Annotated in this window: 23 protein-coding genes and 1 pseudogene; 17 read left to right on the forward strand and 7 right to left on the reverse strand. The window is 65.5% G+C overall.

Features of this window, described 5'->3' with window-relative positions:
• The 6 genes from lptC to ptsN all read left to right on the forward strand — a co-directional run bounded on the left by lptC (position 1) and on the right by ptsN (position 5407).
• Positions 1 to 663, forward strand: coding sequence for an LPS export ABC transporter periplasmic protein LptC (gene lptC / locus ACED18_RS09190; protein ID WP_377291338.1), 663 nt, complete (start codon positions 1 to 3; stop codon positions 661 to 663).
• 15 nt (positions 664 to 678) lie between these two features.
• Positions 679 to 1248, forward strand: coding sequence for an LptA/OstA family protein (locus tag ACED18_RS09195; RefSeq protein WP_377291340.1), 570 nt, complete (start codon positions 679 to 681; stop codon positions 1246 to 1248).
• A gap of 61 nt (positions 1249 to 1309) precedes the next feature.
• Positions 1310 to 2071 (forward strand): LPS export ABC transporter ATP-binding protein, encoded by a 762-nt coding sequence (gene lptB / locus ACED18_RS09200; RefSeq protein WP_377291904.1) that lies wholly within the window; start codon positions 1310 to 1312, stop codon positions 2069 to 2071.
• A 368-nt stretch (positions 2072 to 2439) separates the two neighbouring features.
• Positions 2440 to 4005: an RNA polymerase factor sigma-54 gene (gene rpoN, locus ACED18_RS09205; RefSeq protein ID WP_377291342.1), complete on the forward strand. Its 1566-nt coding sequence runs from the start codon at positions 2440 to 2442 to the stop codon at positions 4003 to 4005.
• Positions 4006 to 4249: 244 nt separating this feature from the next.
• Entirely contained in the window at positions 4250 to 4828 is a 579-nt protein-coding gene (gene hpf, locus ACED18_RS09210) for a ribosome hibernation-promoting factor, HPF/YfiA family (RefSeq protein ID WP_377291907.1), read from the forward strand.
• Between the two features lie 114 nt (positions 4829 to 4942).
• Positions 4943 to 5407, forward strand: a complete 465-nt coding sequence (gene ptsN, locus ACED18_RS09215; RefSeq protein ID WP_377291344.1) for a PTS IIA-like nitrogen regulatory protein PtsN — start codon at positions 4943 to 4945, stop codon at positions 5405 to 5407.
• A 204-nt stretch (positions 5408 to 5611) separates the two neighbouring features.
• On the opposite strand, the gene grpE is transcribed toward ptsN, so the two are convergent.
• Together grpE and hrcA are read right to left on the reverse strand one after the other, a co-directional pair.
• A complete protein-coding gene (grpE, locus tag ACED18_RS09220) occupies positions 5612 to 6244 on the reverse strand; it encodes a nucleotide exchange factor GrpE (RefSeq protein ID WP_377291346.1) in 633 nt (210 codons plus the stop codon).
• Positions 6245 to 6343: 99 nt separating this feature from the next.
• Positions 6344 to 7423 (reverse strand): heat-inducible transcriptional repressor HrcA, encoded by a 1080-nt coding sequence (gene hrcA / locus ACED18_RS09225; RefSeq protein WP_377291348.1) that lies wholly within the window; start codon positions 7421 to 7423, stop codon positions 6344 to 6346.
• A gap of 156 nt (positions 7424 to 7579) precedes the next feature.
• Here hrcA and rph point away from each other — a divergent pair, with 156 nt between their 5' ends.
• The 3 genes from rph (at position 7580) to hemW (ending at position 10353) form a co-directional block, all read left to right on the forward strand.
• Positions 7580 to 8299 (forward strand): ribonuclease PH, encoded by a 720-nt coding sequence (rph, locus tag ACED18_RS09230; RefSeq protein WP_377291350.1) that lies wholly within the window; start codon positions 7580 to 7582, stop codon positions 8297 to 8299.
• Positions 8300 to 8524: 225 nt separating this feature from the next.
• Positions 8525 to 9169: an RdgB/HAM1 family non-canonical purine NTP pyrophosphatase gene (gene rdgB, locus ACED18_RS09235; protein ID WP_377291352.1), complete on the forward strand. Its 645-nt coding sequence runs from the start codon at positions 8525 to 8527 to the stop codon at positions 9167 to 9169.
• A 2-nt stretch (positions 9170 to 9171) separates the two neighbouring features.
• On the forward strand, positions 9172 to 10353 hold the full coding sequence (hemW, locus tag ACED18_RS09240) for a radical SAM family heme chaperone HemW (RefSeq protein WP_377291909.1): 1182 nt from the start codon (positions 9172 to 9174) through the stop codon (positions 10351 to 10353).
• A 31-nt stretch (positions 10354 to 10384) separates the two neighbouring features.
• On the opposite strand, the gene ACED18_RS09245 is transcribed toward hemW, so the two are convergent.
• Complete coding sequence (locus tag ACED18_RS09245; RefSeq protein WP_377291353.1) at positions 10385 to 10870, reverse strand: SRPBCC family protein; 486 nt, start codon at positions 10868 to 10870, stop codon at positions 10385 to 10387.
• Between the two features lie 246 nt (positions 10871 to 11116).
• Here ACED18_RS09245 and ACED18_RS09250 point away from each other — a divergent pair, with 246 nt between their 5' ends.
• Positions 11117 to 11293, forward strand: coding sequence for a hypothetical protein (locus ACED18_RS09250; protein ID WP_377291354.1), 177 nt, complete (start codon positions 11117 to 11119; stop codon positions 11291 to 11293).
• Between the two features lie 77 nt (positions 11294 to 11370).
• On the opposite strand, the gene dnaA is transcribed toward ACED18_RS09250, so the two are convergent.
• The 3 genes and pseudogenes from dnaA to mutM form a co-directional block, all read right to left on the reverse strand.
• Entirely contained in the window at positions 11371 to 12819 is a 1449-nt protein-coding gene (dnaA, locus tag ACED18_RS09255; protein ID WP_377291356.1) for a chromosomal replication initiator protein DnaA, read from the reverse strand.
• Between the two features lie 1087 nt (positions 12820 to 13906).
• On the reverse strand, positions 13907 to 14173 hold the full coding sequence (gene rpsT / locus ACED18_RS09260; RefSeq protein WP_377291358.1) for a 30S ribosomal protein S20: 267 nt from the start codon (positions 14171 to 14173) through the stop codon (positions 13907 to 13909).
• Between the two features lie 232 nt (positions 14174 to 14405).
• Positions 14406 to 15296: pseudogene (gene mutM / locus ACED18_RS09265) on the reverse strand (bifunctional DNA-formamidopyrimidine glycosylase/DNA-(apurinic or apyrimidinic site) lyase); the annotation flags it as partial.
• A 182-nt stretch (positions 15297 to 15478) separates the two neighbouring features.
• Here mutM and ubiE point away from each other — a divergent pair.
• The 6 genes from ubiE to coaBC all read left to right on the forward strand — a co-directional run bounded on the left by ubiE (position 15479) and on the right by coaBC (position 22938).
• Entirely contained in the window at positions 15479 to 16255 is a 777-nt protein-coding gene (ubiE, locus tag ACED18_RS09270) for a bifunctional demethylmenaquinone methyltransferase/2-methoxy-6-polyprenyl-1,4-benzoquinol methylase UbiE (RefSeq protein WP_377291360.1), read from the forward strand.
• 4 nt (positions 16256 to 16259) lie between these two features.
• A complete protein-coding gene (gene ubiB, locus ACED18_RS09275) occupies positions 16260 to 17834 on the forward strand; it encodes a 2-polyprenylphenol 6-hydroxylase (RefSeq protein ID WP_377291362.1) in 1575 nt (524 codons plus the stop codon).
• 113 nt (positions 17835 to 17947) lie between these two features.
• Entirely contained in the window at positions 17948 to 18193 is a 246-nt protein-coding gene (locus ACED18_RS09280; protein WP_377291364.1) for a hypothetical protein, read from the forward strand.
• Between the two features lie 232 nt (positions 18194 to 18425).
• On the forward strand, positions 18426 to 19661 hold the full coding sequence (locus ACED18_RS09285; RefSeq protein ID WP_377291366.1) for an efflux RND transporter periplasmic adaptor subunit: 1236 nt from the start codon (positions 18426 to 18428) through the stop codon (positions 19659 to 19661).
• Between the two features lie 9 nt (positions 19662 to 19670).
• Positions 19671 to 21629 (forward strand): MacB family efflux pump subunit, encoded by a 1959-nt coding sequence (locus tag ACED18_RS09290; protein ID WP_377291368.1) that lies wholly within the window; start codon positions 19671 to 19673, stop codon positions 21627 to 21629.
• A 94-nt stretch (positions 21630 to 21723) separates the two neighbouring features.
• Entirely contained in the window at positions 21724 to 22938 is a 1215-nt protein-coding gene (gene coaBC, locus ACED18_RS09295) for a bifunctional phosphopantothenoylcysteine decarboxylase/phosphopantothenate--cysteine ligase CoaBC (protein WP_377291370.1), read from the forward strand.
• Here coaBC and ACED18_RS09300 read toward each other — a convergent pair whose 3' ends face one another.
• Complete coding sequence (locus ACED18_RS09300) at positions 22939 to 23766, reverse strand: class II glutamine amidotransferase (RefSeq protein WP_377291372.1); 828 nt, start codon at positions 23764 to 23766, stop codon at positions 22939 to 22941.
• A 319-nt stretch (positions 23767 to 24085) separates the two neighbouring features.
• On the opposite strand from ACED18_RS09300, the gene ACED18_RS09305 reads away from it, so the two are divergent.
• Positions 24086 to 24931, forward strand: a complete 846-nt coding sequence (locus ACED18_RS09305; protein ID WP_377291374.1) for a MurR/RpiR family transcriptional regulator — start codon at positions 24086 to 24088, stop codon at positions 24929 to 24931.
• The last annotated feature ends 4 nt before the right edge of the window (positions 24932 to 24935 follow it).

Genomic DNA, 24935 nt, shown 5'->3' on the forward strand with positions numbered 1-24935 from the left:
ATGCTCGACGCAGTTTCACCCCCTGGCAGCGCCCGGCTCGATACCGGCGATGCGGCCTACCGCAAGGCGCGCCAGCATTCAGCGCGCGTGCGGCGGCTGCGCATCCTGTTGCCGGTCATTGCGGGCCTGATCGGCGCTGCCTTCATCGGTGTTTCCGTGGTGAAGACCTTCCTGCCGGAAGAGCTGGACATCGAGTCCGCCACCATCGAGGACGGCAAGATCGTCATGCAGAATCCGGCGATCGCCGGTCGCAACAAGGATGGCATCTCCTATTCCATGAAGGCCGTGCGCGCGCTGCAGGACATCGCCAATCCCGACATGATCACGCTGCAGACGATCCGTGCGCAGATGCCGATGAAAGACAGCATGATCGCCACCGTCGAGGCCCAGAGCGGCATCTACGACCGGGGCAAGAACACGCTCGAGATGGACAAGCCCTTTTCCATCTCGATCAACAACGGCACCAATGCCGACTTCCAGTCCGCCTTCCTCGACATCAATTCCGGCGAGATGAAAAGCGACAAACCGATCGCCATCAGCATGAGCGGCGGTTCCATTGTTGCGCAGACGCTGAGAATGACGGATAAGGGTCGAAATGTGACCTTCGAGGGCAATGTCCGGGTGAACGTCGATCCGGCAGCCATCCGCAAGATTGACAACTAGGAACCCGTCGTCGCCATGCTTGCCCTTTCGCACGCACCCACTCATCGTTTCACGGCCCGCCTTCTCGCCCTCCTGTCCCTCGTCGTCCTTGCCGCCGGCCCCGCAGCCGCGCAGAGCACGACCAGCAACATGAAGGGCCTGAAGCTCTCCAACGACCAGCCGATCCAGATCGAGAGCGACAAGCTCGAGATCAAGGATCCCGAAAGCAAGGCGATCTTCACCGGCAACGTGAAGGTGGTACAGGGCACGACGACGCTGCAGGGCGGCGCCATGACCGTGTTCTACAAGTCCGGCGGCGGCTCGATTTCCAGCGGCAATGCCGACATCGACCGCATCGAGGTGAACGACAAGGTGTTCCTCTCCTCCGGCACGCAGCAGGCGACCGCCGACAAGGGCACCTTCGACATGACGCGCCAGACCTTCGTGCTCGAGGGCAAGAAGGTCGTTCTGTCGGAAGGCAAGAACGTGTTCGTCGGCTGCCGGCTGAACGTGCAGATGGACAGCGGCGAGGCGCAGCTTGAAAGCTGTGGCGGTCGTGTCCAGATTCAGCTGGACCCGCAATCCCGCAAGCCGCAGCAGAACTGATCCGACACCCGTGCAGATCCCCTTTTTCAAGAGCAGCAGCGCCAAGGGCGCCAGCCCGCAGGTGCAGGATGATGCCGCGCGCGCCGAAAAGGCGCGTTACGAAGGCACGCTGATTGCACGCGGGCTGACCAAGGCCTACCGGTCGCGCCGCGTGGTCAACGGCGTGTCGCTCGTCGTGCGCCGTGGCGAGGCCGTCGGCCTGCTCGGCCCCAACGGCGCGGGCAAGACGACCTGCTTCTACATGATCACCGGGCTGGTGCCGGTCGATGAAGGCTCGATCGAGATCAACGGCAATGTCGTCACGACCATGCCGATGTATCGCCGCGCCCGGCTTGGCGTCGGCTATCTGCCGCAGGAGGCCTCGATCTTCCGCGGCCTGTCGGTCGAGGACAATATCCGCGCCGTGCTCGAGGTTCACGACAAGAACCGCGACCGGCGCGAGGCCAAGCTCGACGAGCTGCTCGGCGAATTCTCGATCGGGCACCTGCGCAAGGCGGCGGCCATATCGCTGTCGGGCGGCGAGCGGCGGCGCCTCGAAATTGCCCGGGCGCTGGCCACCGACCCGACCTTCATGCTGCTCGACGAACCCTTCGCGGGCGTCGATCCCATCTCGGTCGCCGACATCCAGGCGCTGGTGCGCCATCTCACGCAGCGTGGCATCGGCGTGCTCATCACCGACCACAATGTGCGCGAGACGCTCGGCCTCATCGACCGCGCCTATATCATCCATGCCGGTGAAGTGCTGACCCACGGCCGCGCCAACGACATCGTCAACAATCCCGATGTCCGCCGCCTCTATCTCGGCGACAATTTCAGCCTCTGAGCCATCGCCTGCCCGCTCTGTCGCAGCCCTGCGCCAGACGGGCCGGGCAGCGGTGCGGCCTCACGCGCATTTTCCTTGACCGGGGGCCACGATTACGCAATTTTCGGGCCAGTAGGTTCCAGACCTAGCCGTCGCCTTCACGGAGGCAGCCGGCTATCGGGCGTGCGCCCCCTTTGCCTTTATGAAAGGCAGCCTGCCCACGCAGCGGGCGGGGCGCTTCTTCAAAAGCCGCGGAAATCCGAGCTTTTGCGGCCGGCACTTGACCGGAAGAGCATAATAAGCAATTTTCAGGCCAGTCCGAGACGCGGCGTGGAAAAGAACGTGAACAAACGCGGACCGCTCCGGAATTGAGGGGGTTTCGCGTTCTCATGGCACTCTCCGCCAGCCTATATCTGCGTCAGAGCCAGTCACTGGTCATGACCCCGCAACTGATGCAGTCGATCCAGCTGCTGCAGATGACGCATGTCGAACTCAACCAGTTCATCGAACAGGAAGTGGAAAAGAACCCGCTTCTGGAACTGGTGGCGAATGATGACCAGCCGGGCGGCGAACGTAGCCTGCGCGGCGAGACGTCCGATGCGGGCGAGATGCGCGATCACGAGGGCGATGCACCCGCCCCGCACGGCTCGACCACCGACCTTTATGACAGCACGCTCGCCACCGATGGCCGGCGGATGACCGAACAGCTCGACACCGATTTCGAGAACGTCTTTCCCGATGACCGCGAACCCGGCCGCGCCGAGGCGCCGGGCCTGCTCGACCAGTGGAAGTCGATGCCCGGCGGCAATGGCGAGGGCGCCGATACCTATGATCTCGACGATTTCGTCGCCGAGCGGACGACGCTGCGCAGCTTCGTGGAACGGCAGATCCCGCTTGCCGTGACGGCGCCGGCCGACCGATTGATCGCCGGCCATCTCGTCGATCATCTCGACGAGGCCGGCTACCTGCAGGCGGACCTTGCCGAGATTGCCGACAGGCTGGGCGCGACGCGGGACGATGTCGAGCGCGTCCTGGCGATCCTGCAGCAGTTTGATCCGCCGGGCGTCTTTGCCCGCAATCTCGCCGAATGTCTCGCCATCCAGCTCAAGGCTCGCGACCGGCTGGATCCGGCCATGACGGCGCTGCTTGCCCATCTCGATCTTCTGGCCCGGCGGGACTTTTCCAGCCTGCGCAGGCTCTGCGGCGTCGATGACGAGGACCTGCTCGACATGCTGGCCGAGATCCGCGGCCTGGACCCGAAGCCGGGCACCAGCTTCGAGACGGATGTCAGCGAGGCGATCACGCCCGATATCGTCATGCGGCCGGCCCCCGATGGATGGGGCATCGAGCTCAATCCGGAGGCCCTGCCCCGCGTTCTCGTCAATCACGACTATTATGTTTCGGTGTCGCGCACGGCGCAGAAGAATTCCGCCGACCATGCCTTCCTGACCGAGTGCCTGCAGACCGCCAACTGGCTGACCCGCAGCCTGGACCAGCGGGCCAAGACGATCCTCAAGGTCGCAAGCGAGATCGTGCGCCAGCAGGATGCCTTCTTCCGGCTCGGCGTCGATCACCTGAGGCCGCTGAACCTCAAGACGGTGGCTGACGCGATCAAGATGCACGAATCGACGGTGAGCCGCGTCACCTCCAACAAATACATGATGACGCCGCGCGGGCTGTTCGAGCTCAAATATTTCTTCACGGTCTCGATCGGTTCGGCAGAAGGTGGCGACGCGCACTCGGCCGAGTCGGTCCGCCACCGGATCCGCAGCCTGATCGCGCAGGAGACGGCCGATGCGGTGCTGTCCGACGACGATATTGTGGACATGCTGAAAACCGGCGGCATCGACATCGCCCGCCGGACGGTGGCGAAATACCGCGAAGCGATGAATATCGCGTCATCCGTGCAGCGCCGGCGCGAAAAGCGGGCGATGGCGAAGCTCCAGACGTGCTGATCCGCTCCTGTCAGGCACAATTTTGCCACGGATGATCACGGCCGATCTCCCCAGGATGCGATTTGACTCCGGCGCTTCAAAGCGTTAATGCCCCGCCACACATGCGCCGGCCCCGGAAAACAAGGCCTCTGGCGCAGCACCCGGCCGCACGGTTTAAAGATGCGATACATGCTTGAAAAGCTTGGATGCGGAGGGCGCTTGGAATAGACTGGACACGCAGACCACAACAAAGAGAGGAAACTCCATGAGTGTGCGTGTATCCGGGAAACATATGGACATCGGTGAATCGTTCCGCCTCCGAATCGAGGAGCAGATCGAGCAGGCCGTAACCAAGTACTTTGACGGAGGCTATTCAGGTCAGGTCACTGTGGACAAGTCCGGATCGCGGTTCAGTGCGGACTGCAAGCTTCACCTGGACACGGGCATCGTGCTGCAGGCGAACGGTCAGGCCAACGAGCCGCAGGCCGCTTTCGATGGCGCGGCAGAGCGTATTGAAAAGCGCCTGCGCCGCTACAAGCGGAAGCTCAAGGATCACCACAACGGCAATGGCCATGCCAGCGCATTCGAGGAAATCTCCTATACGGTGATGGATCCGGTGCCGGACGAGGAGGACGAAGTTCCCGAAGACTTCGCGCCGACCATCGTGGCGGAAAGCTCCAAGCAACTGCGGACGATGTCGGTCGCCGGCGCCGTGATGGCGCTCGACATGACCGACGAGCCGGTCCTGATGTTCAAGACGCCCAACGGGACGGGGCTGAACATCGTCTACCGGCGCAATGATGGCAATATCGGCTGGATCGACGCCGCCAGCATCAAGGGCTGAGACGAACTACGGCGGGGGGGTGACCCCATCCCCCGCCGTCCTGCCAGTCGACAGCCCCAACGAGACGAGAGCGAAGGAACGGAAAGCCCTTCGCTCGTGGACGAGGAAAAGACAATGGCATTGGCAGGCTTGCTGCAGCAGAATGCGATCATCCCCGCGATGCGCGCCAATTCAAAGAAGCAGCTACTCCAGGAACTCGCCAGCAAGGCTTCGAAGCTCACCGGCCTCCCCGAGCGCGAGATTTTCGACGTCATCCTGCAGCGCGAACGCCTCGGTTCCACCGGGGTCGGAAACGGTATCGCCATTCCCCACGGCAAGCTTCAGGGCCTCAGCCAGATCACCGGCCTCTTCGCCCGGCTGGAAGCGCCGGTCGATTTCGAGGCGCTGGACGACCAGCCGGTCGATCTCGCCTTTCTGCTGCTCGCACCCGAGGGCGCGGGGGCGGATCACCTGAAGGCGCTGTCGCGCATTGCCCGCGTGCTGCGCGACCAGGACATGGTCGCGAAGCTCCGCGCCACGGATTCCGCCACCGCGATCTACGCCTTCCTCAATGAAGACCCGGCGTCGAACGCAGCCTGACGTCTAAAGCGCGTCGCGATCTCTCACATTCGCGCCTGACGCTTTAACGCCTTGTCTTATCGCATGTCGTGACCGCAAAACCGCTGCACACCTTTGCGCGACATGCTTTAGAGACAACCCGATTTCGGCAAAGATAAGGCCCGGTCCGCAGATGCGGCCGGGCCTTTTGTCTTTCGCAGGCGAGAGGCTGGAAAGCCGTAACGATCAGGTCGCGGGTGCCTCGGCCTCGGGGCTTGCCACCTTCGGACCGCCCTTGGCGACGCCGACCATGGCCGGGCGCAGCACGCGTTCACCGATCGTGTAGCCATCCTGCACGACCTGGACGACCGTGTTGTTCGGCACCTCGGCGTTCGGGATTTCGAACATCGCCTGATGGAAATTCGGATCGAACTTCTGGCCGACCGGCTCGAGCTTCTTCACGCCGTGGCGCTCCAGGGCACCGAGCATGGCGCGCTCGGTCATCTCCACGCCTTCGGCCAGCGTGTTCAGACCCTGGTCGCCGGCCGCGCGGGCATCGGCGGGAATGGCGTCGAGCGCACGGCGCAGATTGTCGGAGACCGAGAGCATGTCGCGGGCGAAACCTGCGACGGCATAGGTCTTGGCGTCCTTGATCTCGCGCTCGGTGCGGCGACGCAGATTGTCCATCTCGGCGGCAAGGCGCAGGTAGCGATCCTTCAGCTCGGCGTTTTCGGCACGCAGCGCCTCTGCCGGATCGGGTTCGGACGGGGTTTCGGCTGCTGCGCCCGCAAAGGCTGCGGCGTCCACGGCCTCGGCCGAGCCATGGCCGGCGCTCGCCTCGGCATGTTCGGCTTCGTGCTTGTTGGTGTCGTCGGTCATGACGGTCTCCGCTTTTCGTCCATTTCGAGGAAGTAGCGCCGATATCGAGGTTTGATCGGCAAAAATCAAGGCCTCGCGGCCTTTCGGGTCGCGCGCCGGCTAGCGCCTCAGCCGCGACATCAGCTGCGCGGTGTAGTCCACCATCGGGACGATGCGCGCATAGTTCAGCCGCGTCGGCCCGATGACGCCGACGGCGCCGATGATGCGGTCCTCGCCGTCCCGGTAGGGCGCGACGATCAGCGAGGAGCCGGAGAGCGAGAAGAGCTTGTTCTCCGAGCCGATGAAGATGCGCACGCCCGATCCCGCTTCCGCAAGGGACAGGATCTCGATCAGGCTCTCGTTCTTTTCGAGATCGTCGAAGAGCAGGCGCAGACGATCGACATCGTCCATGCCGGCCACGCCTTCGAGCAGATTGGCGCGGCCGCGCACGATGAGCTGGGCGGCCTTGTCCTCCGCATCCGTGCCGGACCAGACCGCAATGCCGCGCTCGACCAGATCCTGCGAGAGCCCGTCCAGCTCGCGGCGCACGGTTTCCTGCAGCCGCTCGATCTCGCCACGCAACTCGTTCAGCGTCTGGCCGGCGAGGTGCGCATTGAGGAAATTGGCGGCTTCCGTCAGCTGCGAACTGGTGACGCCGGCTGGCAGCTCGATGATGCGGTTTTCCACCTGGTCGTGCTCGCCGACCAGCACGGCCAGCGCCTTTGTCGGGCCGAGGCGGATGAATTCGACGTGCTTGAGAACGGGGTCGTTCTTCTGGGTGATGACGAGGCCGGCGCCGCGCGACATGCCAGAGAGCATCTGGCTGGCATCGGCGAGCAGGCCTTCGACCGACTGGTCGCGGTCGCCAGCGCGCACCTGCCGGTCGATCGAGGCACGGTCTTCCGGCGAGAGATCGCCGACCTGCATGAAGGCATCGACGAAGAAGCGCAGGCCCCGCTGGGTGGGCAGGCGTCCCGCGCTGACATGGGGGGAATAGACGAGGCCCAGATGCTCGAGGTCGCTCATCACATTGCGAACCGAGGCCGGCGAGAGCGACATGGGCAGGATGCGCGAGAGATTGCGCGAGCCCAGCGGCTCGCCGCTTTCCAGATAGCTTTCGACGATCCGGCGGAAGATCTCGCCGGATCGCTCGTCGAGCTGAACGGCCCCTTCGTGTCCGAGCGTCCTGGTGATGGGCATTCCCTGATGATTTCCCGACTATTGGTTCACGCCTACCAATATAGTGCTGTTGTTTTCTTTCGCAAAAGCCTTTCGCACCGCGAGAGCCCGGCGCGCACGCTTTCCCCGCCCGACAAGTTCGGCTAGAAGGGCGCCAACGGACGAAAGGAATATCCGATGCGGCCATCCGGCAGAAAAACCGACCAAATGCGCAAAGTCAGCTTCGAGCGCGGCATTTCCAAGCATGCCGAGGGGTCCTGCCTCGTGAAGTTCGGCGATACGCATGTGCTCTGCACGGCAAGCCTCGAGGACAAGACGCCGCCGTGGCTGCGCAATTCCGGCAAGGGTTGGGTGACGGCCGAATACGGCATGCTGCCGCGCGCCACCGGCGAACGCATGAAGCGCGAGGCCGCCTCCGGCAAGCAGAGCGGCCGCACGCAGGAAATCCAGCGGCTCATCGGCCGTTCGCTGCGCGCCGTGGTCGATCTGCAGGCACTCGGCGAACGCCAGATCTCGATCGACTGCGACGTCATCCAGGCCGATGGCGGCACGCGCACGGCCTCGATTACCGGCGCCTGGATCGCGCTGCGCGACTGCCTCGCCTGGATGGAAGCGCGCAACATGGTCAAGGTCGAGAAGGTCCTGAAGGACCATGTCGCGGCCATCTCCTGCGGCATCTTCGCCGACCAGCCGGTCATCGACCTCGACTATATCGAGGACTCGGCAGCCGAGACCGACGCCAACTTTGTCATGACCGGCAGCGGCGGCATCGTCGAGATCCAGGGCACGGCCGAGGGCAAGCCCTTCTCCGAAGCCGAATTCCTGACGCTGATGGGTCTGGCCCGCAACGGCATCTCGGACCTCGTGTCGATGCAGAAGCAGGCGATCGGCGGCTGAACGACTGAGGAGGCGGGCGGCCAATGGCCGCTTGCCATGCTGACAATGGCACCGCGCTGCCCGTCATCCTCGGGCTTGACCCGAGGATCCATTCCACGAACTCTATCCGTGGCGATGGATGGTCGGGTCAAGCCCGACCATGACGGCGGAGGGATGGCGCGACTGCCGAAAGACAATGAGCCGCTCGCTGCGTGCTTGCTTTTGAAACCCGGACTGGACTTACCCATGCGCACGCTCGACACCCGCACCATCGTCGTTGCCAGCCACAATGCCGGCAAGATCGCCGAGATCCGCGATCTCATCGGCCCCTTCGGCTTTTCGGCGAAGTCAGCGGCCGAGCTTTCTTTCGTGGAGCCCGACGAGACAGGCACGACCTTCGAGGAGAACGCCGCGATCAAGGCGCTCGCCTCGGCAAAGGCGTCCGGGCTGCCGTCTCTGTCGGATGATTCCGGCATTGTGGTGGATGCGCTCGATGGCGCGCCCGGCGTCTACACCGCCAACTGGGCGGAAACGGCTGAGGGCACGCGCGATTTCCAGATGGCCATGCAGAAGGTCGAGGATGCGCTTGCCGAAAAAGGGGCGACCGACCCGGCGCAGCGCACCGCCCGTTTCGTCTCCGTGCTCTGCCTCGCCTGGCCCGACGGGCACACGGAAACCTTCCGCGGCGAAGTGGAGGGCACCGTCGTCTGGCCGCCGCGCGGCACCCAGGGCTTCGGCTATGATCCGATCTTCAAGCCAGAGGGCCATGAGCGCACCTTCGGCGAGATGAGCGCCGAGGAAAAGCATGGCTGGAAGCCCGGCGATGCCGAGGCACTCTCGCACCGGGCGCGCGCCTTCAAGCTCTTCGTCGAAACCTGTCTGACGGCATGACCATGCAGCCGGCCCGTATTTCCGCGCTTTCCGATGGCCAGGATCCGGGCTTCGGCGTCTATCTGCACTGGCCCTTCTGCGCGGCCAAATGCCCTTACTGCGACTTCAACAGCCATGTGCGCCACCAGCCGGTGGATCAGGCCCGCTTCATCTCCGCGTTTCTCAAGGAGATGGATGCGGCCTTCGCCCTGAGCGGCCCGCGCACCGTCACCTCCATCTTCATCGGCGGCGGCACGCCCTCGCTGATGGCGCCGGAAACGGTCGGTGCGCTTCTCGATGGCATCGCGGCGCGCTGGAGCGTGCGTGATGGCATCGAGGTGACGATCGAGGCCAATCCTTCCAGCGTCGAGGCCGACCGCTTCCGTGGCTACCGCGCCGCCGGCGTCAACCGCGTGTCGATGGGCGTGCAGGCCTTGAACGACCGCGACCTGAAATTCCTCGGCCGCCTCCACAACGTGGAAGAGGCGCTGACAGCCATCCGGCTGGCGCGCGAGATCTTCCCGCGCATGTCCTTCGACCTCATCTATGCCCGTCCCGGCCAGACGGTCGAAGAGTGGGATGCGGAACTGAAGCAGGCGATTTCCTATGCCGTCGATCACCTCTCGCTCTACCAGCTGACGATCGAGGAGGGCACGCCCTTCTTCGGCCTGCACAAGGCCGGCAAGCTCCTGGTGCCCGATGGCGAGCAATCCGCCATTCTTTATGAGGCAACACAGGAGATCACCGCACGCGAGGGCATGCCGGCCTATGAGGTGTCCAATCACGCCCGGCCCGGCGCCGAGAGCCGCCACAACCTCACCTACTGGCGCTATGGCGATTATGCCGGCATCGGTCCCGGCGCCCATGGCCGCCTCACATCCGGCCACCGCAAGCTCGCCACCGCCACCGAACGGCATCCGGAAACCTGGCTGCAGGCGGTGGAGCGCGACGGTCACGGCATGATCGAGATCGAGCCGCTCGGTCTTGAGGAACAGGCCGATGAGCTGCTCCTGATGGGGCTGAGGCTCAAGGAAGGCGTCGATCTCGCCCGCTGGCAGGCACTTTCCGGCCGCGAGCCCGATCCGGTGCGCGAACAGGATCTGATCGACCACGGCTTCATCGAACGCATCGGCAATTCGCGCCTGCGCTGCACGCCGCAGGGCATGCTGATCCTCGATGCCGTGGTGGCGGATCTCGCCTGCTGAGCGCGCGGCGAGATCCGGATCCCTCCTCCGCCTACCCGCCCAGCGTCGCGGCAAGCGCCGCCAACTGGTCGGTTGCCTTGCCCCAGCCTTCGTGGAAGCCCATCTCCTCGTGGGTCTTGCGATCCTCGGCGTTCCAGTGGCGCACGGTGGCGGTGTAGCGCGTGCCGCCGGCCTCGTCCGCGAAGGTGATGATGCCGACCATGAAGGCCTTGTTCGAGGGCTGCCAGGCTGCCGTGAAGGCATCGGTGAAGACGAGCTTTTCGTTCTCCACCACCTCCAGATAAAGACCTTCGCTGGGGAAACGGTCGCCATCGGGCGATTCCATCACGATGCGGCTGCGTCCACCGGCGCGCACGTCGAGTTCGGCTTCCACCGTCTTCCACGGCGCCGGCGTGAACCAGCGGGTGATGAGCGCCGGGTCCGTCCAGCAGCGATAGAGCGCGGCCCGCGGCACCGGAATGAGGCGGCTCAGCATCAGCGCGCGCTGATCCTCGTTGGTCTGTCCATCGTCGGCCATGTCGTCCTCCCTGTCGTGCGGGGCTTCGGCGCCTCTCCGGCTCCGGACCCGCCTCGTCGCTGTTGGAGAGCGATCATGCCAAATGCGGGCGCGCAAGGCAAAGCTCAGTGCCCCCGTCAAATCTGACAGGCGATGCCTGGGTGGGGAGCCTGTTTCCGGCGGAACAGCGGGCGGGCGGAAGAGATGCGATTGTCGGGTCACTGGATGAGACGGGCTCATCCAAACCAGATCAAGGGACCTCACATCATGCGCAAGATCGTTCTCTCCGCCGCCATCGCCGCCGTCGCAGCCCTCTCCTTTGCCGCCCCCTCGCAGGCCGGGTACTACAGCTACGATTACCAGCCGGTCTGCCACATCAAGAAGATCAAGACCTGGGACTACTACGGCAACCTGGTGATCAAGAAGATCAAGGTCTGCAAGTAACGAGCGGCCAAAGCAAAGAGCGCGGGCGGACACCGGTCCACCCGCGCTCTTTGTGCGTTGAAGGGGCCGGAAGCGGCCTATTCGTTGATGAGGCGCTTCAAGAGCTCGATCTCGTGGCCGAGCTTGGTATCGGCGGAGATCAATTCCTCGATCTTGCGCACGGCGTGCAGAACGGTCGTGTGGTCGCGCCCGCCGAAGCGGCGGCCGATCTCCGGGAAGGAACGCGGCGTCAGCGTCTTCGACAGATACATGGCGATCTGGCGCGGCTTGACGATGACGCGGGTGCGGCGGTTCGACACCAGCTCCTGGCGCGAGACATTGTAGTGCTTGGCGACGACGCGCTGGATGTCCTCGATGCGCACGCGGCGGGGCTCGCCGGTGTTGACGAGGTGGCCGAGCAGTTCATCGACGCGTTCCAGCGACAGCTGCGGCTCGAAGGAGCGGCGGAAGAGCAGCTGGTTGAAGGCGCCTTCCAGCTCGCGGCCGCTGGCCGTCACCTGCCGGGCGACGTGGCTCAGGATCTCGACGGGGATATCGAGGCTCGCATCGTCCTGGCGGGCGGCGTCGAGGCGGCGCTGCAGGATTTCCAGACGCATCTCGTAATCGGGCCCTTCCAGCTCGATCGCCACGCCGCCCTGCAGGCGGGAGCGCACGCGGCTGTCGAGGGATTCCAGCTCCCAGGGCGCGCGGTCGGCGGCGACGACCACCTGGCGGGCGCTGTCGAGCAGCATGTTGAGCAGATGGCAGAACTCGTTCTGGATCGACTTGCCCTGCAGGAACTGCATGTCGTCGATGATCAGGAGATCGATATTGCGCAGCGATTCCTTCAGCGACAGGGCGTCATTGTCGCGGATGGCGGTGGCAAAGCGCCACATGAAATATTCGGCCGTCAGATAGACCACGCGGGGGGCGCGCGGCGACCGGATCGCTTCCGCGGCGATCGCCTGCAGAAGGTGCGTCTTGCCGAGGCCGACACTCGAATGGACGAAGAGCGGGTTGAAGCGCACGGCACCGGCGCCGGCTTCCGCGATGGTGCGGGCAGCGGCAAGGGCAACACGGTTGGAGGAGCCTTCGACGAAGCTCTCAAAGGTGTAGCGCGGATCGAGCGGCGAGCCGAAGAGCGGGGTTGCCGGCGCCTGCGGCTTTGCGGCCTGGGGCAGGCTTGCGGCGGCAACGGCGCCGACGGTCTGCGGCAGGGGGCGGCGCGCCGGCTGCTGGGCCGTGTCCTGGCCGGCTGCGGCCGTGTTTTCCTCGCGTTCCGGCACACGGCCACGGGTCGCCGAGCGGACGAGGATTTCGACCTTCAGGATTTCGGCATCTTCCTGCTGGAAGAGGCTGGTGATGATGTCGAGGTAGCGGTTGTTGATCCACGACTTCAGGAAGGTCGTGGGCACCGTGAGACGCACCACGCTCTTGGAGACCGAATGCAGCTTCAACCGCGCAAACCAGCTCGCATACACATCGGGACCGACCTGGGCCTTCAGGCGGGCGCTCACACGCTCGAACATTGCGTTGTGCGCCGCCATACCGTCATTGTCCCCTGTCGTCGTGTCACACCGCGCCTGTGACCGTTCATCCGCGTGGAAGTGAGCCGCGCCCTTTTTGGACACGTCTTCCGCTGCCGCCATCGTCATTCGCATTCTGCCGCCTTCCAAGTCTGTCGCAGAAGCAGGAGCCTGCCTCTGTTGTCCGCCGAAGTCCTAGGCCCGCCCGGCTCATCCGGACGGTGGTGCCAGGGACCACCTGTGTCTTTGCTGACGTGCCAGCCCCTCATCTGCTGGACCGTCCTGGTGCGCACCGGCCTTGGCGACCTCTCCCTCGCCGTGGCCTGCCAGGTACGCTCCGGTCAATCCGCCTGTCCGCAGATCCCCCGGCCTTCACCCGGCCTCAACTCTCCTTCGTCATCCGAGCCATCCAACGCATTACATACTCACTCGATCCATGTTCATGCGGGGCAGCCGCCGCCCGGACCGGCCGCCCTCATGCGCCCGGTTCTCCGCTCCATGCCAATCGCCATCGTCATGCCACCCCAGTTTCGAGCCGGCATTGAAACGAAAGACGCCATTCCGACGCCGCTGCGGCGCAGGAGGTCACGTCACACAATTGTCGATGGAACGGTGCGTCACCACTCCGATCAGAAAGCAGTCGGTGCGAACAGCATCCTGCAAGGTCTCATAGAAAGGCCTGTGGAAGCCGCTCTCCGTCGTCTCTGATGGAGGCATTTAGGCAGGAGTGCCGGGCAAGATCAATTAGGATTTTTACCGGTGCGGACGTGGGGAGGCGTTGACTCTTGCACCGGATTTCGACCCACGTCCTCTGCAAAAAAGAGAATCGCAGGAGAATCAAAGGCTTTGATTTTCGACTTTTTCGCGCAGGGCCGGAGAAGCAAAAAAATAAAAAATCGCTTGACTCGAATGCATAGCCGGCTGCTGTCACATTCACGGGGTCATGTAAGCAAACACTACCGCAAGCCCCTGAAATCCTTTAGGAATTTTCAGCATGTGGAAAACATGACGTGTTGCTCATGTAGAGATTTTGCGTCTATTCCAGAGGCATGAATCCGAAAAGCCCGGCACAGGGGCCGGGCTTTTCAGCAATCGATTTCGGTCGATATCAGGCCGACAGGGCCTTCACGCGGCTCGCCAGACGCGAGACCTTGCGGGATGCCGTGTTGGCATGCAGGACGCCCTTGCTGGCGGCGCGTGCGAGTTCCGGCTGGGCAGCCTTGAGGGCGGCGGCAGCAGCGGCTGCATCACCCGATGCAATCGCTTCTTCGACCTTGCGGACGTAGGTGCGAACACGCGAACGACGAGCCTTGTTCACTTCAGTGCGGCGAGCGATCTTGCGGGTCGCCTTCTTCGCCGAGGACGTATTGGCCATAGATGCCTCTCTTCGAAATCTGACACGAACTCCACCTTCGCGGCGTGGGTCACGGCGACCTGTCACATCCAAGCAATTCGGGAGCTTGACCGGAACCCCCAGGCGGGCGTTCCAAACTGAGGGCGGCGTATACCGGCAAAAGTCCGGCCCGTCAACGCGCTATTTTCAGATTCCGCTTGCCCACAGCCTTTGCCGGCGCCTTTGCCGGGCGTCTGGCAGCGGCCTTTCCGGGCGGCTGGCAGACCGGGCAATGGAAAGTGGAACGGCCGGCCTGCACGGCGCGCGCCACGATTCCGGTGCAGCCATCCCGCCGGCAGGGCTCGCCCTCGCGGTCGTAGACGGAGAAGGCGTGCTGGAAGTAGCCGAGCGATCCGTCGGTGCGGATATGGTCGCGCAGCGACGAGCCGCCGGCCTCGATCGCCTCGGCGATCACGGCGCGGACATGGTCGACGAGCGCCAGAAGCTCAGGGCGCGGACGGCCCTTGCCGTCGACCAGCGTGCCGGCCGCCTGTTCCGGCGCCAGTCCCGAACGCCACAGCGCCTCGCAGACATAGATGTTGCCGAGGCCGGCGATGACCTTCTGGTCGAGCAGCGCGGTCTTCAGCGGCTGGGCCTTGCCGTCAAAGCGGGTGGCGAGATAGGCGGCGTCCAGCCAGTTGCCGGTCGGTTCCGGGCCGAGACCGCGCAGATAGGCGTTCTCCTCGCGCCCGCCGGCGGCGATCAGGTCCATGAAGCCGAAACGACGCGGGTCGTTATAGACGACGCGCGCACGCCGGCCTTCCCGCTGCAGGTGGAAGACCACGTGGTCGTGGCGCGCATCTTTCGAGCGCGCCATGTGGAAGACGCCCGGCGTATCGGCGCCCTCCCCCTCCTCCTCGATGCGGAAGGAGCCGGACATGCCGAGATGGGAGAGAAGTGCCGCCCCGCCCTCCAGCTCGATCAGCAGATATTTGGCGCGGCGGGACAGCGCCTCGATCCGGCGGCCGGTGGCGGCGTGTGCGAGGCCGGCGGGAAAGGGAAAGCGCAGGTCCGGGCGGCGCAGCTCGAGCCTTTCGATCACCGCGCCTTCCATGACGGGGGCAAGCCCGCGCCGGACGGTCTCCACTTCGGGCAGTTCAGGCATTTTCGTCCTTTCCGCGTGGCCGTCGCTTCGGAAGCGTTTGCCTCGGCACGCGTTTCACCTATATCGGGGCCTGACATCGGGCGGGTATGCCGCAGGCGGCCCCGTTTGCTTCAGATAGCGTGTGCAAAGACAATTCGCTATGGTCGCGCCGATTTTGCGGAACGGGTTTGGAGAGAAGACGGATGACGAAGGCACGCACCTCTGCGGACGGCGGGATGGAAACCTCCTACGGCTTCCGCAATGTCGGCAAGGGCGAAAAGCAGGCCCTCGTCAACGATGTCTTCCACAAGGTCGCCAAGCGCTACGACATCATGAACGACGTGATGTCGGCGGGCCTGCACCGGGCCTGGAAGGATGCGATGGTGGCCGCGCTCAATCCGCGCTCCAGCACCGGCTTCAAGGTATTGGACGTTGCCGGCGGCACGGGTGACATCGCGTTTCGCATCGTGGAAGCGTCCGGCCGGACCGCGCAGGCGACCGTGCTCGATATCAACGGCTCCATGCTCGCCGTCGGCGCCGAGCGGGCCGAGAAGAAGGGGCTTTCCGGCAACCTGACCTTCGTGGAAGCCAATGCCGAGGACCTGCCCTTCGAGGACGCCTCCTTCGATGCCTATACGATCGCCTTCGGCATCCGCAATGTGCCGCGCATCGAGGTGGCGCTGTCGGAGGCCTTTCGCGTGCTGAAGCGCGGCGGGCGGCTGCTGGTTCTGGAATTTTCCGAAGTCGAGCTGCCACTGCTCGACCGTTTCTATGATGCGTGGTCCTTCAACGCGATCCCGCAGTTCGGCAAGATGATCACCGGCGAGTCCGAGCCCTACCAGTATCTCGTCGAATCCATCCGCAAGTTCCCGAACCAGGAGAATTTCGCGGCGATGATCCGCACCGCCGGCTTCTCCCGCGTCGGCTACACCAATTACACCGGCGGCATTGCGGCGCTGCACTCCGGCTGGAAGCTGTGAGCCGATGAGCACGCCCGGCGCCTACTACCGCCTCGCGCGCATCGGCATCGTGCTGATCCGCGCCGGCGTCTTCTCCGCCATCCCTGCCGAGAACCTGCCGCCGGCGCTGCGCGTCGTGCAGTCCGTCGCCGGCCTCTTCGAACGCCGCACCCGGCAAGGCGAGGACCGGCGTGAACGCGTGGCCCGCGCCATCGAGCGGCTCGGCCCTTCCTACGTCAAGATGGGCCAGTTCCTCTCGACGCGACCCGACGTGGTCGGCGCGCAGTTTGCCACCGACCTCGCGCTCCTGCAGGACCGCATGGCGACCTTCCCGCAGGCCGAGGCCGAGGCGATCATTTCCGGCTCGCTTGGGCGCAGCATCACCGATCTCTACGCCCGTTTCGATCCGCCGATCGCGGCCGCCTCGATCGCGCAGGTGCACCCGGCCGAAGTCGCCGACGGCAGCCAGCGCCGCAAGGTGGCGGTGAAGGTCGTGCGTCCCGGCGTGCGCCAGCGCTTCGCGCAGGATCTCGAGGCCATGTATCTCGTGGCGCGGCTGCAGGAGCGCTATGTGCGCAATGCGCGCCGCCTGCGTCCCGTCGAGGTCACCCGCACGCTCGAGCAGACCACCCGCATCGAGATGGACCTGCGGCTTGAAGCGGCCGCGCTCTCCGAGATCGCCGAGAACACCGCCAGCGACCAGGGCTTCCGCGTTCCCAAGGTCGACTGGGAGCGGACGGGCCGCGATGTCGTCACCATGGAGTGGATCGACGGCACCCGCATGTCGGATCTGGAAGCCCTGCGCCGGGCCGGCCACGATCTCAATCGTCTGGCCGACACGCTGATCCAGTCCTTCCTGCGGCATACGCTGCGCGACGGCTTCTTCCATGCCGACATGCACCAGGGCAACCTGATGGTGGATGCGGCGGGAACGATCGTCGCGGTCGATTTCGGCATTGTCGGGCGGCTCGGCAAGAAGGAGCGCCGTTTCCTCGCCGAAATCCTCTACGGCTTCATCCAGCGCGACTATGCGCGCGTGGCGGCGGTGCATTTCGAAGCCGGCTATGTGCCGGGCCATCACGACGTGGCGAGCTTCGCGCAGGCGATCCGCGCCATCGGCGAGCCGATCCACGGCCAGCCGGCCGAGACCATCTCCATGGCGCGGCTTCTGACGCTGCTCTTCGAGATCACCGAACTCTTCGACATGCAGACGCAGCCGCAGCTCGTCATGCTCCAGAAGACCATGGTCGTGGTGGAGGGCGTGGCACGCACGCTCAATCCGCGCTTCAACATGTGGAAGGCGGCCGAGCCGGTCGTTTCCGACTGGATCCGCGACAATCTCGGGCCGAAGCGCATCCTTGTCGATGTTCGCGAAGGCCTTTCCGCCGCCATGCGGCTGGCCGAAGCCGCGCCGGAAATCGCGACCAAGACCGAGCAGTTCAGCCGCGACCTGACCTCCATGGCCGAACACGGCCTGCGCTTCGATATCGCCACGGCCGAGGCGATCGGCGAGGCGGAAGCGCGCCACAGCCGTTCCGGCCGCATCGCGCTCTGGGTGATCGCGATCGCCGCCGTCGTCATCGCCTGGCACGTCGTCTGAGGCGGCGAGCCCCTGTGCCTCAGGGAACGCCACAGCCGGTCCTTGAGGGTGTAGTCTCGTGAACGGGTGGGATGGTCCTGCCCGAAACGGCGCTCACTCAGGGAGTTGGTTCCATGCGCAAGGTCATCATTGCAGGCATCGTCGCGCTTGGCGCGATGGTCGCTTCGGCCGCACCGTCGGCCGCTGGCGGCTTCACGCTCAGCATCGGCACCGGCTATCATGACGCCGAGGTGCTGCCGGTCGGCCACTACTACGGTCACCGCAAGCACTATTACAAGCAGTACTGCTTCATCAAGAAGATCCGCAAGTACGACTACTACGGCAATCTCGTGGTGAAGCGCATCCGCGTCTGCCGTTGACGGGCACGATCCGTCACCGGCCTTCGGGCATCTGCGACAGCCAGCCCGGCACCTTCGCGCCGGGCTGGTTTCCGGCGTGAACCGCTCCTGCTTCACCGCGATGTGAGGGCTGCGGCAAAATTCCATGCGCATGAAGCCTTGGCAGGGCGTGAACGGAACACAATCTCCGGATAAGACTGCAGGCCTGCCGGATGTCCGGCCGTGCCGCACACCCCGGAGTTTCCCCTCGTCCATGGCTTCCCTTCGCGATCCGCAACCGGCAACCCCGCAGACGGCTGCGCCAGCCTCTCCCGCAGCGACGCCGGTGCGGCCGAAGCGACGCGGCAAGCGCGGGCGCTGGCTGATCGCGCTTGTCATCCTCGCGCTTGCCGGCGGCGCGGGCGCCTACCGCTACCTGTCGACCGAGAGCAAGACCGAGGCGAATGTGCTGACGGACACGGTGTCGCGCGGGGACATCGAAAGCCTCGTGACGGCCACCGGCGTCGTGAAACCTTTCAAGGATGTGGATGTGGGCGCGCAGGTCTCCGGCCAGTTGCTGCGCATTCCCGTCGAGATCGGGGATCAGGTGAAGCAGGGCGACCTGATCGCGGAAATCGATCCCGCCTCGATCAAGACGCAGATCGAGATCGCCGAAGCCGAGCTCGCCAATCTGAAGGCGCAACTGGCCGGCCGGCAGGCGCAGGCGACGCTGGCCGCCCGCACGCTGGCGCGCCAGCAGGCGCTGGTGAAGGCCAACGGCGCCGCGCAGGCCGCGCTCGACGAGGCCGAGGCGACGGAGGCCGGGGCACGCGCCGACATCGACGCGCTGAATGCGCAGATCCGCAAGCAGGAGGCGGCTCTTAAGGATGCCGGCATCAGCCTTGGCCACACCCAGATCTATGCCCCCATGGCCGGCACGGTGGTCGATATCGCCGCCACCGAGGGCCAGACGCTGAACGCCAACCAGACGACGCCGACCATCGCCACGCTCGCCGACCTCTCGACCATGACGATCGAGGCCGATGTCTCGGAAGCCGATGTGAGCCGGCTCAAGGTCGGCATGCCCGTCTATTTCACCCTGCTCGGCGCACCGGACCTGCGCATCGAAGGCAAGCTCCGGCAGGTGAAGCCGAAGCCGTCCACGGAAAACAATGTCGTGCTCTACTCCGCCCTCTTCGACGTGCCGAATACGCAAGGGCGGCTGATGATCGACATGACGGCGGAGGTGTTCTTCGTCGAGGCCTCCGCGAAGAACGTGCTGAAGGTTCCGGTGACGGCGCTTTCGCGCGACCGCAACGGCAAGGCGGAGGTGACCGTGACGACGGCGGGCGGCGGGCGCGAGACGCGCACGATCGAAACGGGCCTGCGCGACCGCCTCTCCGTCGAGGTGCGCTCCGGGCTTTCGGAAGGCGACACGGTGGTGACCGGACAGGCCTCCGAGCGATCCGGCCAGCAGCGTCGCCGCGGCGGCATGCCGCCGATGTTCTGAGGTTTCCCCATGGCCCTTCTTTCGCTCCGGAACCTCAGGCGCAGCTTTATCAACGGCGAGGCCGAGGTGGAGGTGCTGAAGGGCATCACGCTCGACATCGAGGAGGGCGAGTTCGTCGCCATCGTCGGCGCGTCGGGCTCCGGCAAATCGACCCTGATGAACATTCTCGGCTGCCTCGACCGGCCGACCTCCGGCACCTATAGCGTGGCGGGCGAGGATGTCGCGGATCTCGATACGGACCAGCTGTCTGCGCTGCGGCGCCGGCTCTTCGGCTTCGTCTTCCAGAGCTACAATCTGGTTCCCACCCTCAATGCGCTCGAAAATGTCGAGCTGCCGGCCGTCTATGCCGGGCTTCCGGCCAGCGAGCGCAAGAGCCGGGCGGCGGCCCTGCTCGGCTCGCTCGGCCTTTCGGAACGCCTGCACCACCGCCCAGGCCAGCTTTCCGGCGGCCAGCAGCAGCGCGTGTCGATCGCGCGTGCCCTGATGAATGGCGGACGCATTATCCTCGCCGACGAGCCGACCGGGGCGCTCGACAGCGCGTCCGGCCGCGACGTGATGGCCAGGCTTTCCGAGATGCACCGGGCGGGGCACACGGTCATCATCATCACCCACGCAGCGGAGGTGGCGGAAGCCGCCGAGCGGATCATCGAGATCAGCGATGGCGAGATCGTCGCCGACCGGCCGAGCCCGGCGCGGGACCCGCGCATTGCCCGGCTGCCACGCCGCAAGGTGGCGGATGCGATGCCGGAGACCGGGGACGGCGCCTCGATTGCCGGCGATCTTCCGGAAGCCGCACGCATGTCGCTGCGCTCGCTTGCGGCCAATCTGTTGCGCACCGCGCTCACCCTGCTCGGCATCGTCATCGGCGTCTCATCGGTCGTCGCCATGCTCGCCATTGGCACCGGCGCGCAGAACCAGGTGCTCGGGCGCATCGCCTCGCTCGGCTCCGACCTCCTCATCGTCAGGCCCAACATGCAGAATTTCCGCGGAGGCGACGGCGGCAGCGTGGTGACGCTGGTGCCGGCCGATGCCGATGCGATCCGCGAATTGCCCAACATCGCCTCTGCCGTGCCGGAAATGAGCGCGAACCTCACCGTGCGCGCGGGGCGGCAGGACACGCAGACCAGCGTCAACGGCACGACGCCCGATTTCATCGATGCCAAGGCCTGGCCGCTGGAAGAGGGCAGCTTCATCTCCGCCGACGACATGGCGCATTACCGGCCTGTCGCCGTGCTCGGCCAGACGGCGGCGACCGCGCTCTTCGGCGACGGCACGGACCCGATCGGCCGCTACATCATCGTGCGCGACATCCCCTTCCAGGTGATCGGCCTGCTCTCGAAGAAGGGCGCGACGGCCGGCGGCAACGACCAGGACGACACGATCCTCGTGCCGCTCACCACCGGCAGCCTGCGCCTCTTCGGCCAGCGCAATGTGCGCACCATCACCGTGAAGGTGGAGGACAGCAGCGCCATCGCCATTTCCGAAAGCCAGATCCTCGATCTCCTCAACAAGCGCCACGGGCGCGAAGATACGCAGATCACCAACCTTGCCTCGATCCGCGACACGATCGAGGAGACCTCGGGCATCCTGAAGATCTTCTTGGGCTCGGTCGCGGCCATCTCGCTGCTCGTCGGCGGCATCGGCGTCATGAACATCATGCTGGTCAGCGTCACCGAGCGCACCCGCGAGATCGGCATCCGCATGGCGACGGGGGCACGGCCGCGTGACATTCTCGCCCAGTTCATCGTCGAAGCGCTCGTCGTCTCCTCCATCGGCGGCCTTGTCGGCATCGGGCTCGGGCTCGGCATCGCCCTTCTCGCCAGCCAGTTCGCCGTGCCGGTCAGCTTCTCCGTCGGGCCGGTCGTACTCGCCTTTACCTCCGCCTTCCTCACCGGCCTTGTCTTCGGCTTCCTGCCGGCGCGCAATGCAGCCAGGCTCGATCCGGCGATCGCGCTTGCCGCCAAGTAACCATCCAATGAGGCCGCGCATTCCCACGGCAGCGCGATTGCGCTAAGTCCTTGCCGATGTTCCCAATCGCTTTCGAAACCTCAGGGGCGAACGCATGGCACTTGGCGGCAAACGCATCCTTCTCATCATTGCGGGCGGCATCGCGGCCTATAAGAGCCTCGACCTCATCCGCCGCCTGAAGGAGCGGGGCGCCGAGGTGGTGCCGGTGATGACGGCGGGCGCGCAGCAGTTCATCACGCCGCTTGCCGTCGGCGCGCTCTCGGGCGGGCACGTCTTCACCGAGATCTTCTCCCGCGAGGACGAGCAGGATGTCGGCCATATCCGGCTGGCGCGCGAGGCCGATGCCATCGTGATTGCGCCTGCCACCGCCGACCTGATGGCGAAGATGGCGAACGGCCTTGCCGACGATCTCGCCAGCACCGTGCTGCTCGCAACCGACCGGCCGGTGCTCGCGGCCCCCGCCATGAACCCGAAGATGTGGAGCCATCCGGCCACGCGCCGCAACGTCGCGACGCTGGCGAAGGATGGCATCCGCTTCGTTGGTCCCGCCGCCGGCGAGATGGCGGAGCGCGGCGAGGCGGGAACGGGCCGCATGGTGGAGCCGCTGGAGATCGTCGCGGCGCTGGAGGCGCTTTTCTCCGAGGCCGCCGACAAGCCGCTCGCCGGCCGCCGCGCCATCGTCACGTCAGGCCCGACCCATGAGCCGATTGACCCGGTGCGCTACATCGCCAACCGCTCCTCCGGCCGGCAGGGCCATGCGATTGCCGCTGCCCTGGCGCGGCTCGGGGCCGACGTCACGCTCGTCAGCGGGCCCGTCTCCATCCCGGACCCGACCGGCGTGACGATGGTGCATGTGGAGCGGGCCGAGGAGATGCTGGCGGCCGTTCTTAGCGCCCTGCCCGCCGATATCGCCGTCATGGTGGCGGCCGTGGCCGACTGGCGGGTGGCGACCAGCGCGGAGGAGAAGATCAAGAAGACGCCCGGCGAGGGTCCGCCGACCCTGTCGCTTGCCGAAAACCCCGACATCCTCAGCACCGTCGGCCACCATGCGGAGCGCCCCCGCATCGTCGTCGGCTTTGCGGCGGAGACGCAGACGCTGATCGAAAACGCCACCCGCAAGCTCGAGCGCAAAGGCGCGGATTTCATCGTCGCCAACGATGTCTCGCCGGAAACCGGCATCATGGGCGGCACGCGCAACGAGGTGCGCCTTGTGAGCCGCGATGGTGTCGAGGATTGGCCCGACATGGACAAGGATGCGGTCGCCGACAAGCTCGCCCGGCGGATCGCCGAGATGCTGGCAAAAGCCTGATCAGAAGGTGCGCGCGGACGGACGGACCGGCATCGGTGCCGGCTCGTTGCCGGCAACGGGATTGAAGACGCGCATGTCGATGCCGTTTTCGCCGACGATCACCGCCGTGCCGTCAGGGATTTCCACCCAGGCCTCGTCGTCGTCGTTCAGCGGTTCGGATACGAGGCAGTAGCCGCCGGCCCGGCCCATGGGCGCGGCGTAGAGTGTCGGCGCGCGCCAGTCGGTGGCATAGCGCACGGCGTAGAGCCCGCGACCATCGGAGAAGGCCGCTGTGAAGCGGATCAGCGGCGGCGTGCCCATATGGTCCGACAGGCGCTCGACGAAGGCAATCGTCTCGGCCATGGCCGCCAGCGGATCGCGGTCAAGGCCGAATTGCAGGGCCAGCAGGAAGAGCAGTTCGGAATCCGTCGTGCCGGTGCGGGCGGCGTAGAGATCGTTGTCGAGCATGCTTTCCATGGGCCGGCGCAACTGCTCGAAACCGTTGATCTGGCCATTGTGCATGAAGGACCAGCGGCCGAAGACGAAGGGGTGGCAGTTGTCGCGCCGCGTGCCGCCGCCGGTCGCGGCGCGCACATGGGCGAGGAAGAGCGGCGAGCGGATCTGCCGGGCGATGCTTTTCAGGTTGCAGTCCGACCAGGCCGGCAGGATATCGCGGTAGCGCCCCGGCTCCGGCCGGTCGCCATACCAGGCGATGCCGAAGCCGTCGCCGTTGGTGGCCGTCTTGGCGCGGGTGGCGCAATGCGACTGCTCGATCAGCGAATGGGCCGGCGAGGACACGATGTCCTCCAGGAAAAGCGGTTCTCCGCGATAGGCTGCCCAACGGCACATGATGCTCACTCCACGGCCCGGTGCCTGCCTCCCTACGCGCGGAAACACGCCGACTCGCCGTTCTCATTGAAACTGTTAACCATGCGGAAGAGCCACTTTCCAACGCAAATTGGTAAAAATGCGTTAACGATGATGCGACATCCGTCATTTGCGATCATGGCCCGCGCCCGTGGCCGGCGCGGTTTCCCCGGAAACACGCGGTCTCGACGATGCCATGCCTTGCTCTTGCGCGGCCGCTCAATAGAATGGGCGTTCCGCTTTTCGAATTCCTGATCCATTTCGGTCGATGCGAGGGGCGATGGATTGCAGGGGTAGGGGCATGACGGAGCAGAAGACGGCGGTGCAGGCGCCGGAGGATTTCGAGGGGCTGAAGAGCCTGATCCTCGAGCGCAAGACGAGCCTGCCGAAGCGGCTGAAGCAGGTGGCGGCCTTCACGCTCGATCATCCCGAGGAGGTGGCCTTCGGCACGGCGGCGAGCATTGCGGCGGCGGCGCAGGTGCAGCCCTCCACCCTCGTCCGCTTCGCGCAGCATTTCGGCTATGACGGCTTCTCGGCCCTGCAGCAGGTGTTCCAGGCACGGCTGAAGGAGCGGGCGCCGGGCTATGAGGACCGGCTGAAGGCGCTTGGCGAAAACGGCCACAGCGGCCGCGAAAGCGGTTCGATCTTCAACGGTTTCGTCGCGGCCGCCCATCGCTCGCTCGACAATGCGGCCCGCGCCATCGATCCCGCCGCCTTCGAGCAGGCGGTGGAGATCCTCGGCTCGGCCGAGACGATCCTGCTCATCGCCAAGCGCCGCTCCTACCCGCTGACCAGCTACATGGCCTATGCCTTCGGCAAGCTGAAGGTGCCCTATCGCCTGGTGGGCAGCGCCGCCGGCATCGATGACGACCTGATCGCCATGGCCGGCCCGCGCGATGCGGGCTTTGCCGTGTCGTTTTCGCCCTATGCCTCGGAAAGCGTCACCCAGGCCCGCAGCCTTTCGGGCCGTGGCGTGCCGGTGGTGTCGCTGACGGATTCGGCCTTTTCACCGCTGGCGGAATCCTCCGCCGTCTGGTTCGAGCTGGCGGAGGCAGATCATGCCGGCTTCCGCTCGCTTTCGGCCAGCATGGCCTTCGTCATGGCGCTGACGGTGGCGGTGGCGGAGAAGCGGCAGCGGGGCGCATGAGCGC

Source organism: Rhizobium sp. SG2393 (assembly GCF_042610495.1).
GTDB lineage: Bacteria > Pseudomonadota > Alphaproteobacteria > Rhizobiales > Rhizobiaceae > RU20A.

What these genes read in the sequence shown, in the direction of transcription:
- lptC (WP_377291338.1), top strand. Translation starts at nt 1, where the DNA reads ATGCTCGACGCAGTTTCACCCCCTGGCAGCGCCCGGCTCGATACCGGC.
- ACED18_RS09195 (WP_377291340.1), top strand. Translation starts at nt 679, where the DNA reads ATGCTTGCCCTTTCGCACGCACCCACTCATCGTTTCACGGCCCGCCTT.
- rpoN (WP_377291342.1), top strand. Translation starts at nt 2,440, where the DNA reads ATGGCACTCTCCGCCAGCCTATATCTGCGTCAGAGCCAGTCACTGGTC.
- hpf (WP_377291907.1), top strand. Translation starts at nt 4,250, where the DNA reads ATGAGTGTGCGTGTATCCGGGAAACATATGGACATCGGTGAATCGTTC.
- ptsN (WP_377291344.1), top strand. Translation starts at nt 4,943, where the DNA reads ATGGCATTGGCAGGCTTGCTGCAGCAGAATGCGATCATCCCCGCGATG.
- grpE (WP_377291346.1), bottom strand. Translation starts at nt 6,244, where the DNA reads ATGACCGACGACACCAACAAGCACGAAGCCGAACATGCCGAGGCGAGC.
- hrcA (WP_377291348.1), bottom strand. Translation starts at nt 7,423, where the DNA reads ATGCCCATCACCAGGACGCTCGGACACGAAGGGGCCGTTCAGCTCGAC.
- rph (WP_377291350.1), top strand. Translation starts at nt 7,580, where the DNA reads ATGCGGCCATCCGGCAGAAAAACCGACCAAATGCGCAAAGTCAGCTTC.
- rdgB (WP_377291352.1), top strand. Translation starts at nt 8,525, where the DNA reads ATGCGCACGCTCGACACCCGCACCATCGTCGTTGCCAGCCACAATGCC.
- hemW (WP_377291909.1), top strand. Translation starts at nt 9,172, where the DNA reads ATGCAGCCGGCCCGTATTTCCGCGCTTTCCGATGGCCAGGATCCGGGC.
- ACED18_RS09245 (WP_377291353.1), bottom strand. Translation starts at nt 10,870, where the DNA reads ATGGCCGACGATGGACAGACCAACGAGGATCAGCGCGCGCTGATGCTG.
- ACED18_RS09250 (WP_377291354.1), top strand. Translation starts at nt 11,117, where the DNA reads ATGCGCAAGATCGTTCTCTCCGCCGCCATCGCCGCCGTCGCAGCCCTC.
- dnaA (WP_377291356.1), bottom strand. Translation starts at nt 12,819, where the DNA reads ATGGCGGCGCACAACGCAATGTTCGAGCGTGTGAGCGCCCGCCTGAAG.
- rpsT (WP_377291358.1), bottom strand. Translation starts at nt 14,173, where the DNA reads ATGGCCAATACGTCCTCGGCGAAGAAGGCGACCCGCAAGATCGCTCGC.
- ubiE (WP_377291360.1), top strand. Translation starts at nt 15,479, where the DNA reads ATGACGAAGGCACGCACCTCTGCGGACGGCGGGATGGAAACCTCCTAC.
- ubiB (WP_377291362.1), top strand. Translation starts at nt 16,260, where the DNA reads ATGAGCACGCCCGGCGCCTACTACCGCCTCGCGCGCATCGGCATCGTG.
- ACED18_RS09280 (WP_377291364.1), top strand. Translation starts at nt 17,948, where the DNA reads ATGCGCAAGGTCATCATTGCAGGCATCGTCGCGCTTGGCGCGATGGTC.
- ACED18_RS09285 (WP_377291366.1), top strand. Translation starts at nt 18,426, where the DNA reads ATGGCTTCCCTTCGCGATCCGCAACCGGCAACCCCGCAGACGGCTGCG.
- ACED18_RS09290 (WP_377291368.1), top strand. Translation starts at nt 19,671, where the DNA reads ATGGCCCTTCTTTCGCTCCGGAACCTCAGGCGCAGCTTTATCAACGGC.
- coaBC (WP_377291370.1), top strand. Translation starts at nt 21,724, where the DNA reads ATGGCACTTGGCGGCAAACGCATCCTTCTCATCATTGCGGGCGGCATC.
- ACED18_RS09300 (WP_377291372.1), bottom strand. Translation starts at nt 23,766, where the DNA reads ATGTGCCGTTGGGCAGCCTATCGCGGAGAACCGCTTTTCCTGGAGGAC.
- ACED18_RS09305 (WP_377291374.1), top strand. Translation starts at nt 24,086, where the DNA reads ATGACGGAGCAGAAGACGGCGGTGCAGGCGCCGGAGGATTTCGAGGGG.